General features: G+C 41.8%; 11 protein-coding genes. 2 read left to right on the forward strand and 9 right to left on the reverse strand.

Features of this window, described 5'->3' with window-relative positions:
• Positions 1 to 79 precede the first annotated feature (79 nt).
• The 4 genes from ACXAFK_RS08680 to uvrA all read right to left on the reverse strand — a co-directional run bounded on the left by ACXAFK_RS08680 (position 80) and on the right by uvrA (position 9,062).
• Positions 80 to 2,491, reverse strand: coding sequence for an alpha-ketoacid dehydrogenase subunit alpha/beta (locus tag ACXAFK_RS08680; protein ID WP_474957469.1), 2,412 nt, complete (start codon positions 2,489 to 2,491; stop codon positions 80 to 82).
• 157 nt (positions 2,492 to 2,648) lie between these two features.
• Complete coding sequence (locus ACXAFK_RS08685; RefSeq protein ID WP_474957470.1) at positions 2,649 to 5,396, reverse strand: gluzincin family metallopeptidase; 2,748 nt, start codon at positions 5,394 to 5,396, stop codon at positions 2,649 to 2,651.
• Between the two features lie 97 nt (positions 5,397 to 5,493).
• On the reverse strand, positions 5,494 to 6,180 hold the full coding sequence (locus ACXAFK_RS08690) for an LOG family protein (RefSeq protein ID WP_252079831.1): 687 nt from the start codon (positions 6,178 to 6,180) through the stop codon (positions 5,494 to 5,496).
• A 20-nt stretch (positions 6,181 to 6,200) separates the two neighbouring features.
• The gene (gene uvrA / locus ACXAFK_RS08695; RefSeq protein WP_474957471.1) at positions 6,201 to 9,062 is read right to left on the reverse strand and encodes an excinuclease ABC subunit UvrA; all 2,862 of its coding nucleotides are present in this window, start codon (positions 9,060 to 9,062) and stop codon (positions 6,201 to 6,203) included.
• 179 nt (positions 9,063 to 9,241) lie between these two features.
• Between uvrA and ACXAFK_RS08700 the strand changes: the two genes are divergently transcribed.
• Positions 9,242 to 9,769 (forward strand): hypothetical protein, encoded by a 528-nt coding sequence (locus ACXAFK_RS08700; RefSeq protein ID WP_474957472.1) that lies wholly within the window; start codon positions 9,242 to 9,244, stop codon positions 9,767 to 9,769.
• A 1-nt stretch (position 9,770) separates the two neighbouring features.
• Here the strand turns inward: ACXAFK_RS08700 and ACXAFK_RS08705 are convergent, their stop codons facing one another.
• Positions 9,771 to 10,547 carry a TIGR03915 family putative DNA repair protein gene (locus ACXAFK_RS08705; protein ID WP_474957473.1) on the reverse strand — a complete coding sequence of 259 codons (777 nt, stop codon included), beginning with the start codon at positions 10,545 to 10,547 and terminating at the stop codon, positions 9,771 to 9,773.
• A gap of 112 nt (positions 10,548 to 10,659) precedes the next feature.
• Positions 10,660 to 11,922 (reverse strand): putative DNA modification/repair radical SAM protein, encoded by a 1,263-nt coding sequence (locus ACXAFK_RS08710; protein WP_474957474.1) that lies wholly within the window; start codon positions 11,920 to 11,922, stop codon positions 10,660 to 10,662.
• 183 nt (positions 11,923 to 12,105) lie between these two features.
• Between ACXAFK_RS08710 and ACXAFK_RS08715 the strand changes: the two genes are divergently transcribed.
• Positions 12,106 to 12,858, forward strand: coding sequence for an XRE family transcriptional regulator (locus tag ACXAFK_RS08715; RefSeq protein WP_369884814.1), 753 nt, complete (start codon positions 12,106 to 12,108; stop codon positions 12,856 to 12,858).
• Between the two features lie 2 nt (positions 12,859 to 12,860).
• Here ACXAFK_RS08715 and ACXAFK_RS08720 read toward each other — a convergent pair whose 3' ends face one another.
• Genes ACXAFK_RS08720 through ACXAFK_RS08730 form a run of 3 tightly spaced genes read right to left on the reverse strand, consistent with a single transcriptional unit; the run spans position 12,861 to position 16,059 of the window.
• Positions 12,861 to 13,778 (reverse strand): ATP-grasp domain-containing protein, encoded by a 918-nt coding sequence (locus ACXAFK_RS08720; protein ID WP_474957475.1) that lies wholly within the window; start codon positions 13,776 to 13,778, stop codon positions 12,861 to 12,863.
• An 11-nt stretch (positions 13,779 to 13,789) separates the two neighbouring features.
• Positions 13,790 to 15,478, reverse strand: a complete 1,689-nt coding sequence (gene ggt, locus ACXAFK_RS08725) for a gamma-glutamyltransferase (RefSeq protein ID WP_474957476.1) — start codon at positions 15,476 to 15,478, stop codon at positions 13,790 to 13,792.
• Positions 15,466 to 16,059 carry an acyl carrier protein phosphodiesterase gene (locus tag ACXAFK_RS08730; RefSeq protein ID WP_252079823.1) on the reverse strand — a complete coding sequence of 198 codons (594 nt, stop codon included), beginning with the start codon at positions 16,057 to 16,059 and terminating at the stop codon, positions 15,466 to 15,468. The genes ggt and ACXAFK_RS08730 overlap by 13 nt, the downstream gene beginning before the upstream one ends.
• Positions 16,060 to 16,120 lie beyond the last annotated feature (61 nt).

Consider the following 16,120-nt stretch of genomic DNA (forward strand, 5'->3'; position numbering starts at 1 on the left):
CCGTGAAAATATAAATTATGTTTCTAAAAACACAACTTTAATTGACGAAAGGTACTTTTGTGTTGATCTTTAAGTAAAACTACCGCAGGGCGGGATAAGTTTGTGGGTCGGATTCGTGCATTATATGGTACACTTTTTCAAAAATATCCTCTGCATTTGGTTTTGAAAAATAATCCCCGTCCGATGCATAGGCCGGTCGATGTGCCTTGGCTGTCAACGTTTGTGGTTTGCTATCCAAATAGCGGTAGCCCCCTTGTTTTTCTACCACTTCTTGCATCAGATATGCCGAACATCCGCCTGGCACATCCTCATCGATAACCAAAAGCCTATTGGTTTTTTGCAGACTTTTTACCACATCGTGCTCCAAATCAAAAGGCAACAAGGATTGGGCGTCTATAACTTCGGCATCAATACCAACTTCCAAAAGATCTTGGGCTACTTTTTCTACAATCCTTAAGGTGGAACCGTAAGATAGCAGGGTAATGTCCTTACCCTCTTTTAATGTTTCGACCTTGCCGATTGGTGTACAGTACTCACCTAAGTTATCCGGTTTTCTTTCTTTTAGGCGATATCCGTTCAAACTTTCAATGATCAAGGCCGGTTCATCACTCTTCATCAAAGTATTGTAAAAGCCTGCAGCCTGTGTCATGTTCCTTGGGGCCAGAATATACATGCCCCGCAATAAGTGCACTAGGCCGCCCATGGGAGAACCGGAGTGCCATATTCCTTCTAAACGGTGTCCTCTGGTACGAACGATCAACGGTGCTTTTTGTTTTCCTACGGTTCTGTACATTAAGGTAGCCAAATCGTCGCTCAAGGTTTGGATCGCATACAGGATATAATCCAAATATTGTATTTCCGCAATTGGGCGGAGTCCTCTAAGGGCCATACCGATTCCCTGACCAATTATAGTGGTCTCGCGGATACCCGTATCGGCGACCCTAAGTTTGCCAAACTTTTTTTGAAGTCCTTCCAGACCTTGGTTAACATCGCCAATATTGCCCGTATCCTCGCCAAATACCAAAGCTTCTGGATATTTGGTGAACAGTTTGTCAAAATTGTCCCTAAGGATTACACGTCCGTCAACTTCTTCGGAATCTTCAGAATAGATGGGGGGTACCGGTGCAATGGATGTTGCTTTATTGCCAATTTCGTTATAAAGATGCGAACCATACTCGTATTCACCATTTTTAATATAGTTGTCCACCCACTGCTGAAGCGCTTTCTTTTCCGGGCTTGTTTCGCCCAAGAGATAACGCAATGCCTTTCGGGATTTAGTGGCCAAATCTTTTTTAAGGGGTTCCTCAATTGCGATCAAGTCATTTTTTAGCTTAGTGATAAAAGCTCTGTTCGGACTTTTGCTTGCTGCTTGGTCCAATAACTGAACCAATACTTTTTTAGCTTGTATTTGAGGGCTCAGGAATTCGGTCCAAGCTTCTTTTTTGGCAGCCCTTACCTTTTGTTTGATCTCCCTCTCCGTTTTTTTGAGTTCTTCTTCGGTGCTAATACCGTTTTCTATGATCCACTCCCTAAAACGCTTGTTACAATCGTTTTCGCGTTCCCACTCCAAACGCTCGGAAGATTTGTATCTTTCGTGTGACCCAGAGGTAGAGTGACCCTGTGGCTGCGTAAGTTCCGTTACATGTAAAATTACGGGTACATGTTGTTCCCGAGCAATGTCGGAGGCATTCTCAAAGGTGTGGATAAGTGCCGTATAATCCCAACCGTGTACTTTTAAAATTTCAAAACCATTCTTTTCTTCGTCCCTTTGCAGTCCGCTAAGCGCTTCGGAAATACTTCCTTTGGTGGTATGGAATTCGGATGGGACCGAAATGCCGTACTCATCGTCCCAAATACAGATAACCATGGGAACTTGCATTACCCCGGCAGCATTGAGTGTTTCAAAAAAATGTCCTTCGCTGGTACTTGCGTTTCCTATAGTGCCCCAAGCGACTTCATTTCCATTGTTGGAAAAATTCGATTGTTCTATTCCTTCTACGTTTCGGTAAATTTTGGAAGCTTGTGCAAGTCCTAGCAAACGAGGCATTTGACCTGCGGTGCACGAGATATCGGCACTACTGTTTTTTTGTTCGGTCAGGTTTTTCCAAGTTCCATCCTCGTTTAAGCTGTGCGTACCAAAATGGCCTCCCATTTGACGGCCTGCACTCATAGGTTCTTTTTCCAAATCTGTAGTGGCGTATAGGCCATGAAAGAAAGATTTTGGGTCCAAATAACCCAATGCCATCATAAATGTTTGGTCGCGATAGTATCCGCTCCTAAAATCCCCATTCTGAAAAGCCCTTGCCATTGCCAACTGTGGGAGCTCTTTTCCGTCCCCAAAAATTCCGAACTTGGCCTTTCCGGACAGTACTTCCCGTCTTCCCATTAAACTACATTCCCTGCTGGTAACGGCAATTTCATAATCTTGAAGGATCTGCGTTTTGAAATCGTCAAAAGAAATATCGTTGCTAGTACTTGGGTTGGGTTTCATAAGGTATTGAAGATTTCTGCAAAAGTATTAAAAACGAGTCAAAATAGCAATAGCAATCCGCACTAATAAATTGAAAAAAAGTTAAAAATATACCGAAAAAATCTATTATATGTTAATTATATAACCAAAAAGAAGTGTTCAATTATCAATATGACAATCAAAACCACTTCCTTGTGAAGAGCCCGATAAGGGTTTTCGGGCTTATGGTGACAATAAAACGGATTCTTTCTTCGTAATTGTCCTGGGCGATTTCCCAACCTCTATTTGAATATACGGGAAAGTAAAGCTCAAAGTAATCCGTAACCAAATTTAGGCGAACACCGGAGTCGTATACAAAACGGGTGTTTTGGCCTTTATTTTTAATGAAACCCAAATCGCCATAGGCTTCCACCCAACGCCATATGTTTGTGCTCGCGTTGGTCGTAGCTATCCAATCGTTGGCATATGGATTTTCGAGCTTCGATTTAAACCCTCCTTCGGCAATAATTACCTGTTGGCTATATATTCCAGAACTTTCGGACCTTCCCAGATAGTTTAGGTCGAACATATAGTCCGTCGGTCTGTCCAGCGCAAAGCTGAAAAAATTGGATTCCGTTGTGTTCCTCAAGAATTTTCCGGCATACACTCGAAGGTTCAATTGTCTATTGCTTTGGAACAGTTTTCTGTATTCCCATTCAAACGCAACTTTGGTGAAGTCACTGGAATGTTGGGCATCAATAAACCAAGAGGAATAATTCAAAATGTTATTGTCCACATCGGTAAACCGAACATTCATAACACCATAGTCGGGTTCGGTGTCCAATTGGCCTTCCAAATTCTCGTCTATATTCCTAAAAACGTTCCTGTACCTGAACAATAAGTATTGTCTTCGGTTGGATAAAAGGTCGTCCGGACGCCACCCAAAACTAACGGCAGGTGTCAATGTGGTAAATCTGGAATTTTCCTGAAAGTGCGATGTAGATGTGGAAAACGAATAATTGGTTACAAACAATCCAGTTTTGTTATGGTACTTTCTATACCGTAAACTGGCCTTTCCCACCAAGGTGCGCTCCAAAAAGGAATACGTCGGGGAAATATCGTATTGGAAAGGGCGTTCCAAAAAGGTTTTGTTATAGAGGCGTAATCCTGGTGTTATCCCGTCGTATAAATTAAAGTTGACTATGGGCACATAAAATATCTGGTTGTAATAGGGGTCTTCCGTATCCTTGAAAAATTGAAACTTGAGCTTTTTGTTACTGGAAAAAAAACCGTTCAATGTTTTCCAATTGTCCCTTTGGTTGAACTCAGGTATTTTTTGATCATAGTTCAGTACTAAACGATCTTCACCTTGTCTTGGTATGGTAACGCTCCTGGTGGTATCAATTCCGGAAAACCAATATTGCGAAACCACAGAATCCTTTTCGAGCCCAAAAACGGATATGGGCACATTGGTCCCTCGTTTGTTCTTTAGTACAAAAGTGATGGAATCCTCTGTTTTTTTGATTTTTTTGATTTTGAAATCGATTTTTTTGTCCGTGTTCACATAAGAATCAAAGAACCAATCCACTTCTTTATCCGCATATTTTTTGATTGTGTTATGAAAATCTTTAGCGGATACGTATTGTTTCAGTTTATAGTTCTGATAAAAATCAAGTACGGTACTGTCCACTTTTTTCTCTCCCAAATAGGCCGATAAATAGGACATGCCCAGCCCGGCCTTGTAACTATTCGCGATCTTTTGGTTGAATTTGATTAGGGAATCGTTTCGGGTGGTCAGGGCCTGATCGATGTTTTTCCTTGCCGAGAGCATACTAAATAGTGCGTATTGCTCATTAAAATCCATTTGTGCAAAATGAAAGTTCTTTATGCCCCAAATTCGTGATAGCTTTCCTGCCAGTTTTTGATCGGGATAGTACTCTTCCACATATTTTATCATCAGGTAGTACCCGATTGCATCGTTCACCCAGCGTTCTTCGCGCGGGTTGAGGTACAAAGACTCTTTCAGATAATTGCGGATGGCCGTTTTTAGGAACTTCATTTCAAACTGAAATTGCTCCTCGTACGGCCTAATAAATGAAGGGAGTTGGCTTATGCCATATAAAGGTGATTTGCTATAGTCGAACTCGCTGACCAATAGGTTGCCATGAGGGTAACGGCCCAAATTTTCGTTTAAAAATTGGGAAACCCTATTAATGGAAATACCTTGGGCTATTTCGCCATATTTATTGGATTCTATATCTGTGGTTATGGTAACGTGCTCGGTAACATGTTTGGTGAATCTATCATCAGCTGTTAAGATAATCTCGCAATTTTTCCTATTGTCTCCGAGAAGCTGTACATGATGCCCACCAGGAAAATTGGAAATGTTGGATGTGCGATAGTTGGACGCCAAAAACAAGTCTTCGGGATAGGTAAAATTGATTCTGGTATCGGTAACATCGGTATATAGATCATCCAAGTTAATGTTGTTGTACAATTTCCAATCATCATCGAAAACAGCAGGAGTAAAATACCAATCCTTAAGGTTGAAACCTTGGTTGTTTAAATGGCCATAGCCGGTAAATTTGGCATCGGGCAATCTAATGGTATAGGTAAAAAACAGTTGGATCGATTCCCCCGGTTTAAGTACCTCATTAAGGGAAACAGCGATATAATCCATGTTACCTATTCGATTCCAGTCGAGCCCGGCATAGTTTTGATCAACTATGGTCCGTATCGTGGTTTTTCCCCTTTCCCTATCTTTTGCCAAATGGAGACTGCGGTTAAACTCTTCCGCGAACCTTTTTGCCAATGCGGTATTTTTATTGGAATAGGCATGGTTCCAATCGTTAAAATAAAGGGTGGAAAGTCCTTTGTCCGATTGGTTTACATAGGTAAAATGTTGCCGTATTCGTATTTGATGGGTAGGTCCATCGAGGGTAGCCACAATTTCATTGGTATGTTGCGCCGATATATTCGGGCACAACAAAATGCATTGCAGCAGAACGCCAAAAAATACGAAACGATAAGCCAATGTGGTAATGTTAAAAGTTTGGGCTTAAGGTTCGGCCTTTGTAGAAAGCATCTATTATTTCCACAACTTCATCCTCTGTATCGGCCAATTTAATCAAATCTAGGTCTTTTGGACTTATGTTCCCTTCCTCGACCAAGGTGTTCTTGATCCAATCGAGCAGACCTTTCCAAAATTCACTGCCCACAAGAATTATAGGGAATGTATGGATTTTATGTGTCTGGATAAGTGTCAAAGCCTCAAAAAACTCGTCCAATGTACCAAAGCCTCCGGGCATCACAACAAAGCCTTGTGAGTATTTTACGAACATTACCTTTCTAACAAAAAAGTAATCAAAATCCAGACTTTTATCATCGTCGATATAGGGGTTATCGTGCTGTTCGAAGGGAAGGTCTATATTTAAGCCCACGGAAGTACCGCCGGCCAGGTTAGCTCCTTTGTTTCCCGCTTCCATAATTCCGGGTCCACCGCCTGTAATGACTCCATAACCCGCTTCCGCGATTTTTTGTGAGATCCGTACGGCTAAATCGTAATATTGATGTCCCGGTCGTACCCGCGCCGATCCAAAAATGGAGACACACGGCCCGATTACGCTCATTTTTTCGAATCCATTAACAAATTCGCCCATAATTTTAAATATGGCCCACGAATCGTTTGTCTTAATTTCATTCCATCCTTTGGAATGTTGTTCTTTGCGCATTTGCATAGTTGTATAGTGTTTTAAACTGCGTGTTTTATTTTTTGTTTTGTGTTCTCCAACTCCTTTTTTAAAAATTTGGCGGTATAGCTCTTTTTGTCCTTGGCCACTTCTTCGGGGGTACCCTTGGCAACTACCGTTCCGCCGCCTCTACCACCTTCATGCCCAATGTCTATAATGTGGTCCATCATTTTTATCACATCCATATTATGCTCGATGACCAAGATGGTATTGCCTTTGTCCACCAATTGGTTCAGTACCTCCATAAGTACCCTGATATCTTCGAAATGAAGACCGGTGGTAGGTTCGTCGAGGATGTAAAAAGTATTTCCTGTGTCCCGTTTGGACAGTTCGGTGGCCAGTTTGACCCGTTGTGCTTCACCTCCGGATAGGGTAGTGGACTGTTGCCCCAATGATATATAACCCAAACCTACATCTTTTATTGTCTTTAGCTTTCGGTGGATTTTTGGAATGTTCTCAAAAAAATCCACAGCTTCATTGATGGTCATTTCCAGGACATCGGCAATGGATTTGCCTTTGTACCGGATCTCCAAGGTTTCCCTATTGAAGCGTTTGCCGTTACAGGTCTCGCATTCTACGTACACATCGGGCAAAAAATTCATTTCAATTACTTTGAGCCCGCCTCCCTGACAAGTTTCACATCGTCCACCGGCAACGTTAAAACTAAATCTACCTGGTTTGTAACCACGGATGGTTGCTTCGGTGGTTTTGGCGAACAGGGATCGAATTTCACTAAAAACCCCGGTGTACGTGGCCGGATTTGACCGTGGTGTGCGCCCTATCGGGGATTGGTTGATATCGATGACCTTGTCTATATGTTCCAAACCTGTAATTTTTTTGTAGGGCATCGGTTTTTTTACACCATTAAAATAATGGGCATTCATAATAGGGTAGAGGGTCTCGTTCACCAAGGTGGATTTACCACTTCCCGATACGCCGGTTACCCCGATCAATTTTCCCAAAGGGAAATCAACAGTTACATTTTTTAGGTTATTGCCCGTACAACCAGATAGAGTTATCTTTTTACCGGTTCCTTTCCGACGTTTTTCTGGTACGGGAATTTCCATTTCGCCGGTAATATACTTTGCTGTAATCGTGTTTTGGCCCAACATTTCTTTTGGGCTTCCTTCGGAAATAATTTCACCTCCATGTTTCCCTGCCCGTGGCCCTATATCGATTACATGGTCGGCACATTCGATCATGTCGCGATCATGTTCCACTACGATTACGGAATTGCCGATATCACGCAGCGCTTCGAGAGAATGTATCAATCGCTCATTGTCCCTTTGGTGAAGCCCTATGCTGGGTTCGTCCAGGATATAGAGAACACCCACCAATTGAGAACCTATTTGGGTGGCCAATCGGATACGTTGTGCCTCACCTCCAGAAAGTGATTTGGAGCTTCGGTTCAATGATAGATAATCCAGGCCTACATCCAATAAAAATCCAACACGGGCACTGATTTCCTTTATAATCTCGTTCGCAATGATCTTTTGGTTGCCCTCCAAGGTATCATCCAAGTGTTTGAAGAAATCGGCCAACTCTGCGATATCCATTTGCGCGAGTTCCGCAATATTTTTGCCATCAATTTTAAAATACAATGATTCTTGGCGTAACCGCGATCCATTGCAACTTGGGCATTCCACTTTGTCCATATAATCTTTTGCCCATCTTTTTATAGATGTTGAGTTGGCTTCATTATATTGGGTTTTGATAAAGTTGGAGATGCCCTCGTAATCGATTTTATATTGTCTTTTAACCCCTAGACTCTTAGAATCCACCTCAAAACTTTCCTTACCACCGTTCAAAATAACGTCCATGGCTTCTTCTGGAATTTTTTCAATGGGATCGGTCAATTCAAAATTGTAGCGCTGCGCAATAGTTTCCAATTGTTTAAAGGCCCAAGACTTTTTGTACTCTCCCAAGGGAGCTAGGCCTCCGGATTTTATGGATAATTTTCTGTTTGGAATGATTTTATCCATATTTACCTGGTATACATGCCCCAAACCACTGCACTCTGGACACATTCCTTTAGGTGAGTTAAAAGAAAAGGTGTTGGGTTCCGGTGTTGGATAGGAGATACCTGTGGTCGGGCACATTAGGTCCCGACTGAAATATCTTGGCACCGTTTCCCCTTCTTCCAAGATCATAAGGACATTTTCACCACTGTACATCGCCGTATTTATGGTCTCGCTCAAGCGTTTATGGAAATCCTCGCTATTTCCCACTTTTAAACGATCTATCACAATTTCAATATCGTGGGTTTTGTAACGGTCAACCTTCATTCCTTTGGTAATGTCGGTAATTTCCCCATCGACCCGCACTTTTACAAATCCTTGCTTTGCAATCTGCTCAAAAAGTTCGCGGTAGTGTCCTTTTCTGGATTTGATTACGGGAGCCAACACATTTATTTTTTTGTCCTGGTAAGACTCAATGATCAAATCCTTGATCTGTTCATCGCTGTAACTCACCATTTTTTCACCTGTGTTGTAACTGTAGGCATCTCCGGCACGGGCAAAAAGCAGACGCAAAAAATCGTACACTTCGGTAATGGTACCTACAGTGGATCTTGGAGATTTTGAAGTGGTCTTTTGCTCTATGGCAATCACAGGAGAGAGTCCATCGATCTTATCCACATCCGGGCGTTCCAAACCGCCCAAAAACTGTCTGGCGTAGGCCGAAAAAGTTTCAATATATCTTCGTTGCCCCTCGGCATAGATCGTATCAAAGGCCAAAGAGGACTTTCCACTGCCCGAAAGTCCGGTGATGACCACCAATTTTTCACGTGGGATCGTAACATCAATATTCTTTAGATTATGGACCCTTGCGCCCTTAACCTCAATATGTTCTTCGTAATTGATCATAAATCATAGCAAACTTCAAAAGTAGCGATTTGAGATGTAAAAAGGAAGTGGCCTTTTGGTTTCGTTTTTGTTTATTGATGGTTTATTTTTGAGTTTGGAAACCGTCATTTCGAACCTATCTGAGAAATCTAAATTTCTTAAGTGGCAAGGTTATATCGAAACGGCATTAATTATAAGAAATGAAATTACTAGGCATAGGCTCAAGAATAGATCACCCAGAATATGGAAAAGGTGTGGTGACCAATGTATCTTCCAAACATTATTGGGTGACATTTTTGGAAAACGGATTGGAAACCATTGATTTGGATTCAGATTTTGAAGTTATTGAAGCCGTGGAAGATGAAGTGGACAGTGTAAGTTTTTTTGATGTGGAGCGATCTTTGGTGAAAATATTGGAAAAATGGAGCGACACCCACGAAAAAGTGGCCATAGCCGATAAATGGAAAGGTGGAAAATTGGTTTTGGAACCCGGTGACTCAACTGCCAATAAGGAAATGCCCATTGATACTTTTTTCCATAAAATTGTGATGGTGCGCGACCGCATCCGCGTGATGGAACAAAAAATCAACAGTAGCAAAAACTTGGACGATCAAGAAAAAGTGGACCTACAACAATATATTACCCGAATATATGGCAGTTTGACCAGTTTCAACGTACTGTTCAAGACCAAAAGCGACCATTTTGTGGGGGAGAAAAGCAAAGGATAGATTACACCGCCTCCTTCTTCTCGCTCAAATACTTCCAATAGCGTTTAGGTACGTGCTGTGTATGTAATTTTGGGTTGATGCGCGAGGCAATATTGGTACTTTTAAAATAATCGTTCCAAAGGGTCTGGTATTCGTATTCCTCGGTGGTAAAGGCATCACTTTTTATAGTTTTGTTGTGGTGGATGTCTTTCAAATTGAGGGATACCATTTCTACGTGGTCCAAATTATAATAGATGCCATATTTACGTTTTACATCATAAATTAACCATTTTTGGTCCGCATAGCGATCACGGAAATGTTTGGAAATTAAGGGGAGTACATCAAAATCGGGTTCAATGTTGGCAAAGTAAATGTCGTCCTTGGTCAATTGAAACCTGACAAAGGCTTCCATTCGATGTTTTTCGCGTCCCACTTTTTTGGCCAATTGCGCGATGTGCAATACTGTCGGGTCCGAATAGTCCAAATACTTGCCATTTTTGGTGCGCATTAATTTTTGGATGTAAGAGTAAAGCATCATTTCCACTCCTTCGGTTTCACTTAAAAAAGCAAAATAGACACTGGAAATGGCATTGTTACTCTTATTTCGGATACCGTTCCAAACCCTTTTGGCCTTTTCCACATGGGTAAATACGGTTTCAGAATCCGAAAATAACCCACTTTGGGTCTGATTGTTCTTTTGGATGTCGGTCACATTGATTTTTTCGTCAAAAGCGACAAATACGGCGGTGAGGAAGCCATTAAAGCTACCGTCATAAACTAAGGTTGTTGAAGTATTCATAGTGCTTTCGTTTTTTTAGATGTCCTTTCGAAGGAATTTATGACTGAGAAATCTAGGTGTCCCAATACTATCTCGACTACGCTCGACATGAAAGTTCGAAATGACTTATCTGTTAATTGAACAAGGACAATTGCGTACTGTATTGATTCCGGAATTTCCCTTTGGAATTCTTAAGAATCATCCCTTTTATCTTATCCGCATCCAAGTCCCGGCGCTCCCAATCTCGCGATTCGCACACCATAAAATATTGGGCACGGTTGAGGGCCACCCCAATTTTTTTGAGATGGTCCCAGTTCAGTTTTCTAAATTTTCTGGCCTTTATAATTTTTGATACGGACTGCATTCCAATACCAGGGATTCGTGCCAATAGTCGCTTGTCCGCAGTGTTCACATCCACTGGAAAATAGTGTAGGTTGCGCAGTGCCCATGAGAGTTTAGGATCTACGTCCATATCCAGATTTGGATGTTGCTTGTTCAAGATTTCACCAATGGAAAACCCATAAAAGCGCAATAGCCAATCCGTTTGGTACAATCTGTTCTCGCGTAACATGGGCACCTCTGAACCTATCGATGGCAATCTGGAGTCCTGGGTTACGGGCACATATCCGGAATAATATACACGCTTCATATGATATTTTTTGTAATAGTATGTCGCTGAATACATTATATCCTTATCCGATTCTCCTGATGCACCCACGATCATTTGTGTACTTTGGCCGGCAGGAGCATATTTTGGGGTGTTTTTTATAATCTTTCGCTCCGATGTATACCGTACTATTTCATTTTTTACCTTTTCCATCGGTCTGGTAAAATCCTCGTGCTTTTTATCTGGAGCCAATAGTTTTAGGCCAGAAATTGTGGGCACTTCAATATTTACGGAAAGGCGATCTGCATAAAGCCCCGCTTCGTACATTAATTCATCACTCGCTCCAGGAATGGATTTTAAATGAATATAACCGTTGAAATTTTCTTCTTCGCGCAGTTTTTTGGCAACAGCTACCAAACGTTCCATGGTGTGGTCGGGGCTTTTAAAAATACCGGAACTCAAAAAAAGACCTTCGATATAGTTTCTTCGATAAAAATTGATGGTAAGATCAACAACTTCCTGCACCTTAAAAGCGGCCCTTGGTACATCGTTGGATTTACGGGTTACGCAATAGGCGCAATCAAAAATACAATGGTTGGTGAGCAAAATCTTTAGTAGCGATACACAACGGCCGTCCGCGGTGTAGGTATGGCAAATACCCATTTTGGACGCATTGCCCAATCCTTTATTGGAATTGGTGCGATTGCTGCCACTACTTGCACACGAAACATCATATTTGGCGGCATCGGCAAGAATGTTCAGTTTATCACGTATTCTGTCAAAATTCATAACTTGGAAATATTCCAATCAAAAATATGGAAATAATCCAATAAATGGAAATAATCCATAAATTATTTTGGAAATAATCCAAAAGTGGTATATTTGAGAATAGATTGTCTGTATGATTGTTTTCGATAATAATTAATTTTTAAATGTCTCGACTGCTTTCGACACGACATTATTGACTTGATGATGGAAAATGAAATAACCCTAAAACGATTTACCGATATCCGAAGGGAACTAGGTTATACACAAACGGATTTTGCCAATTTGCTGGGCGTTAAAAATACCACTGCGGATATTGAGCGGGGGAGAACCAAGCTTTCCGGAAAGGTGGTTACCGAACTTTTGAAACAATTTAAGATAAACCCATTGTGGTTATTCGGTGAGAGCGACCAAAAACATTTGGATACTTCCAAGACCAGCGTTATTCCTAAAGTGGTTACGGTGGACAATAGTGAAAACGATAACATGGTGATGGTGAATGCCAAAGCTGCGGCTGGATATCCCCAAAATATTTCCGATACGAGCTGGTACCGGCAACTACCCGCTTTTGATATGCCCATTCCCGAGTTTAGAAATGCCACCTATCGGGGTTTTCAGGTAGAGGGGGACAGTATGCTGCCCAATTTGAGGCCCAACGATTGGGTTTTGGCGCGGGCCATAGAGCATATAGATCATGTAAGCTCCAATAAAATGTATGTGGTGGTTTTACAGGACTCGGTAATGGTGAAGAAAATAGAGCGAAAGCCCAATTCCAACAACATTACCCTTGTTTCATTAAACGAAACCTATCCACCTTACGAAATCAAGCCCTATCAGATCCAAGAAATCTGGGAAGTGAGCAGTAAACTTACCTTTAACGTGGATGCTACTACCGAAACAGGCTTGTTGAAACAGTTGCAACAGTCCATGGAGGAATTAAAAAAGCAGATTGCCAAATAGTTTTAAGAGAAAAACTTGTCTTTAATGGTCTTGGCAAGGGTGTTTGCAGCTGTTGGGTTTAGACGAAACCATAATTCCGGTTCAAAAATTTCCAGTTCGGCCAAGGCCCAGTTGCCCTCATTATCCCGAAAAATATCCACTCGGGCATAGATGGGCAATTCCGGTACTGCCTTAACAACACTTTGGGCAAATACGATTTGTTCTTGATTGGGGGTATACTTGTGAACAGTTCCGCCAAAATCATCCTGAACCCTAAAATCCCCAGGTTTGGCTATTTTTAAAACTGCATGGGTAAACGCTCCATCAAAGACCATCATGGATATTTCTCCCTCCGAAACAATATTTTTTTGAAACTCTTGGAGCATCATGGCTTCTTCGGCAATTAATTCCTGGAAAATACTTTCATGTTCTATAATCTTATTTTTTTCAATTTTATAAGTGTGCCTCGCCGCTCCGGAAACACAGGGTTTTAAAATATAAGTATCAGCATTGAACCTATGGTTCGCTTCGGAATTTAAAATTGCATCTGCCAGCGTGGTGGTTGTGCCTTTCTCGATAAAAACTGTTTTGGGAATTGTTACTCCGTTGATTGATAGGTCTTGCAAATAATGCTTATCTATGTTCCAATGAATGAGTTGCTGGGAATTAATGAACCGCGTTTTTTTCGAGGTCGTTTCCAACCACTTGGAAAATTCGGAATAGCGGTCAAAATAATCCCAAGTGGTTCGAAACAGGGCAAATTTGGTAGTCGACCAATCAAAACTGGGGTCGTCCCACGATTTTCGACCTACTTTTAAACCCTGACTTTCCAAAGCTTCCAAAACCAATCGGTCCTCTAGCAATACATTTTCATTATAAGGGTTACTTCTTTTGGGGGCCACATACCGATGATCCGTCAAAATAACAACATCAAAATCCATTGAAAGGATGTTTAATAACCAACTGCCGTATCGTCTCCACGTTTGTCTGCGCCACCTTCCAATTTTCCGTTGGGAAGCACACGAATGGCATCCACTTTGCCAATGATCGGGGTTCGCTCTTCATTAATGATATATCCTTTGGATTTTAATTCTGCCTTAAGTTCTTCGGAGAAGCCTTCAGGTTCAAAAATCACCATATCGGGCAACCACTGGTGGTGAAAGCGTGGCGCGTTTACGGCTTCTTGCATACTTAAGTTAAATTCGTAAACATTTAAAATGGTCTGAGCAACAGCGGTAATTATTGTAGAACCTCCTGGGGTGCCCACAACCATATACAGTTCCCCATCCTTTTCAACAATGGTGGGCGTCATACTGCTTAACATGCGTTTTTCCGGAGCAATGCTGTTGGCTTCGGCACCGATTAGCCCGAACATGTTGGGAACTCCAGGCTTGGAACTAAAATCGTCCATTTCGTTATTGAGAAAAATTCCTACTTCTTCACAAAAGAGTTTGGACCCATATCCTCCATTGAGGGTAGAAGTGACGGAAACTGCGTTACCTTCACTATCCACAATAGAAAAATGTGTGGTCTGCTCACTTTCAATAATTTCAACCTCACCATGGCTAACATCTGATGAAAGTGTGGCTTTATCAAAAGAAAAATTGGACATTCTGCCCTCTAGATATTCATCGCTCAACAGCATATCGTAAGGGATGTCCACAAAATCTGGATCGCCCAAAAAATAGTTTCTATCGGCATAGGCCCTTCGGGAGGCTTCGGTAAACAATTGAATGGTCTTGGTTGAGTTGTGACCAAATTTTGAGATATCGTAGGGTTCCATCATTTTAAACATTTGATTGATCGTGACCCCTCCGCTGCTGGGCGGGCTCATGGAGATGATTTTTACTCCTTTATAATCAAAAACAATGGGGTCTCTCCATACAGCTTCATATTTGGCCAGATCTTCCTCGGTGATCAAACCACCGTTTTCTTGCACAAAAGCAGCCAATTTTTGCGCCACTTCGCCTTTATAAAAACCATCACGCCCTTCTTCCATGATTTTTTGAAGGGTTTTGGCGTAGGCCGGATATTTTATGGTGTCGCCAGCTACAAATGGAGAGGCAAATTTAGAGCTATCCCCATTGGCTTTAATAAATTGTTCTCTGTAACCTTCCAATCGCCGAGCTTGTTTATCGGTAACCACCACGCCTTGGTTGGCAAGCTCTATAATTGGTTGAATGATATCCTTTAGCGGTAATTTTCCAAATTTTTTATGGACCTCGAGGACGCCGGCAACGGTTCCGGGCACACCAATTGCTGTTCCGCCAAAGGTGCTCAGACCAGGAATTACATTGCCCAAAGAATCCAAATACATATCTTTGTGCGCTGCGAGCGGAGCCTTTTCCCTATAATCGATTCCGCCGACCTCTCCATTGCTTTTACGGTAAACCATAAATCCACCACCACCTACACTACCTGCAAAGGGATAGGCGACTACCAAGGTGAGCTCTGTGGCTACCATGGCATCAAAAGCGTTTCCACCTTTTTTCATAATATCAATGGCCAATTGAGAAGCTTCTTTCCGTGCAGAGACGGCCATGGCCTTGTCTGCCACCAATCCGGTCGGACTAGCTGGTTGGGGCTGCTGTTTACAATGTACAAAGAGAATTAGGGGCAGAAGGAGAATCAGTTTTCGCATAGCGCATTAAATTTTTGTTTGGAAAAGGTAATCAATTCTTCAAAAAAAGAGCAGAATTCATTTTCGAACTCTGCATAGTATTCCTCCAGATCTAAAATGGCAAAATTCATTCTGGACTTGTTCTTGGTACGTCGGTTCATACCATTGAGTACGCGTTCAATGCCTTCGAGGTTGGCATAGTTGAGCAACCAGTTGTCCGCGATCATATAGGGCATCATTCGTTTGGTGGCAATGGGCAAGATATCGTAATTATCGCCCAATAAGTCATAAAACCCTTCTACATATTCAGCTAGGGGTACGTTGGAATAATTGTCCCAATTTTTGGCCAGGAAATGATCGTAATAAATATCGACGATGACCCTGCTGTAATGATGATAGTTTTTATGAAGCCGTTTGCTGCTTTGTTTAGCAATGGGGTGGGCATCCGTAAAGGTGTCGATTTCCCTGTGCAATAGAATCCCTTTTTGAATTCTATCGGGAAAGTGTTTGAATTTATTTCCACGGATATGGTCGGCAAAAAAATTGCCCAAGGTAATTTCCGGGTCATCAAAAGATAAGTAGATATGTGCTAAGAAGTTCATCGGGACAAATTCCTTTTCTGTCGAAATTTACAAATTCAAAACATGGAATCGGATATGCCCC

Source organism: Flagellimonas sp. ABD4_174, assembly GCF_056160185.1.

What these genes read in the sequence shown, in the direction of transcription:
- ACXAFK_RS08680 (WP_474957469.1), bottom strand. Translation starts at nt 2,491, where the DNA reads ATGAAACCCAACCCAAGTACTAGCAACGATATTTCTTTTGACGATTTC.
- ACXAFK_RS08715 (WP_369884814.1), top strand. Translation starts at nt 12,106, where the DNA reads ATGGAAAATGAAATAACCCTAAAACGATTTACCGATATCCGAAGGGAA.
- ACXAFK_RS08710 (WP_474957474.1), bottom strand. Translation starts at nt 11,922, where the DNA reads ATGAATTTTGACAGAATACGTGATAAACTGAACATTCTTGCCGATGCC.
- uvrA (WP_474957471.1), bottom strand. Translation starts at nt 9,062, where the DNA reads ATGATCAATTACGAAGAACATATTGAGGTTAAGGGCGCAAGGGTCCAT.
- ACXAFK_RS08690 (WP_252079831.1), bottom strand. Translation starts at nt 6,180, where the DNA reads ATGCGCAAAGAACAACATTCCAAAGGATGGAATGAAATTAAGACAAAC.
- ACXAFK_RS08720 (WP_474957475.1), bottom strand. Translation starts at nt 13,778, where the DNA reads ATGGATTTTGATGTTGTTATTTTGACGGATCATCGGTATGTGGCCCCC.
- ACXAFK_RS08705 (WP_474957473.1), bottom strand. Translation starts at nt 10,547, where the DNA reads ATGAATACTTCAACAACCTTAGTTTATGACGGTAGCTTTAATGGCTTC.
- ggt (WP_474957476.1), bottom strand. Translation starts at nt 15,478, where the DNA reads ATGCGAAAACTGATTCTCCTTCTGCCCCTAATTCTCTTTGTACATTGT.
- ACXAFK_RS08730 (WP_252079823.1), bottom strand. Translation starts at nt 16,059, where the DNA reads ATGAACTTCTTAGCACATATCTACTTATCTTTTGATGACCCGGAAATT.
- ACXAFK_RS08700 (WP_474957472.1), top strand. Translation starts at nt 9,242, where the DNA reads ATGAAATTACTAGGCATAGGCTCAAGAATAGATCACCCAGAATATGGA.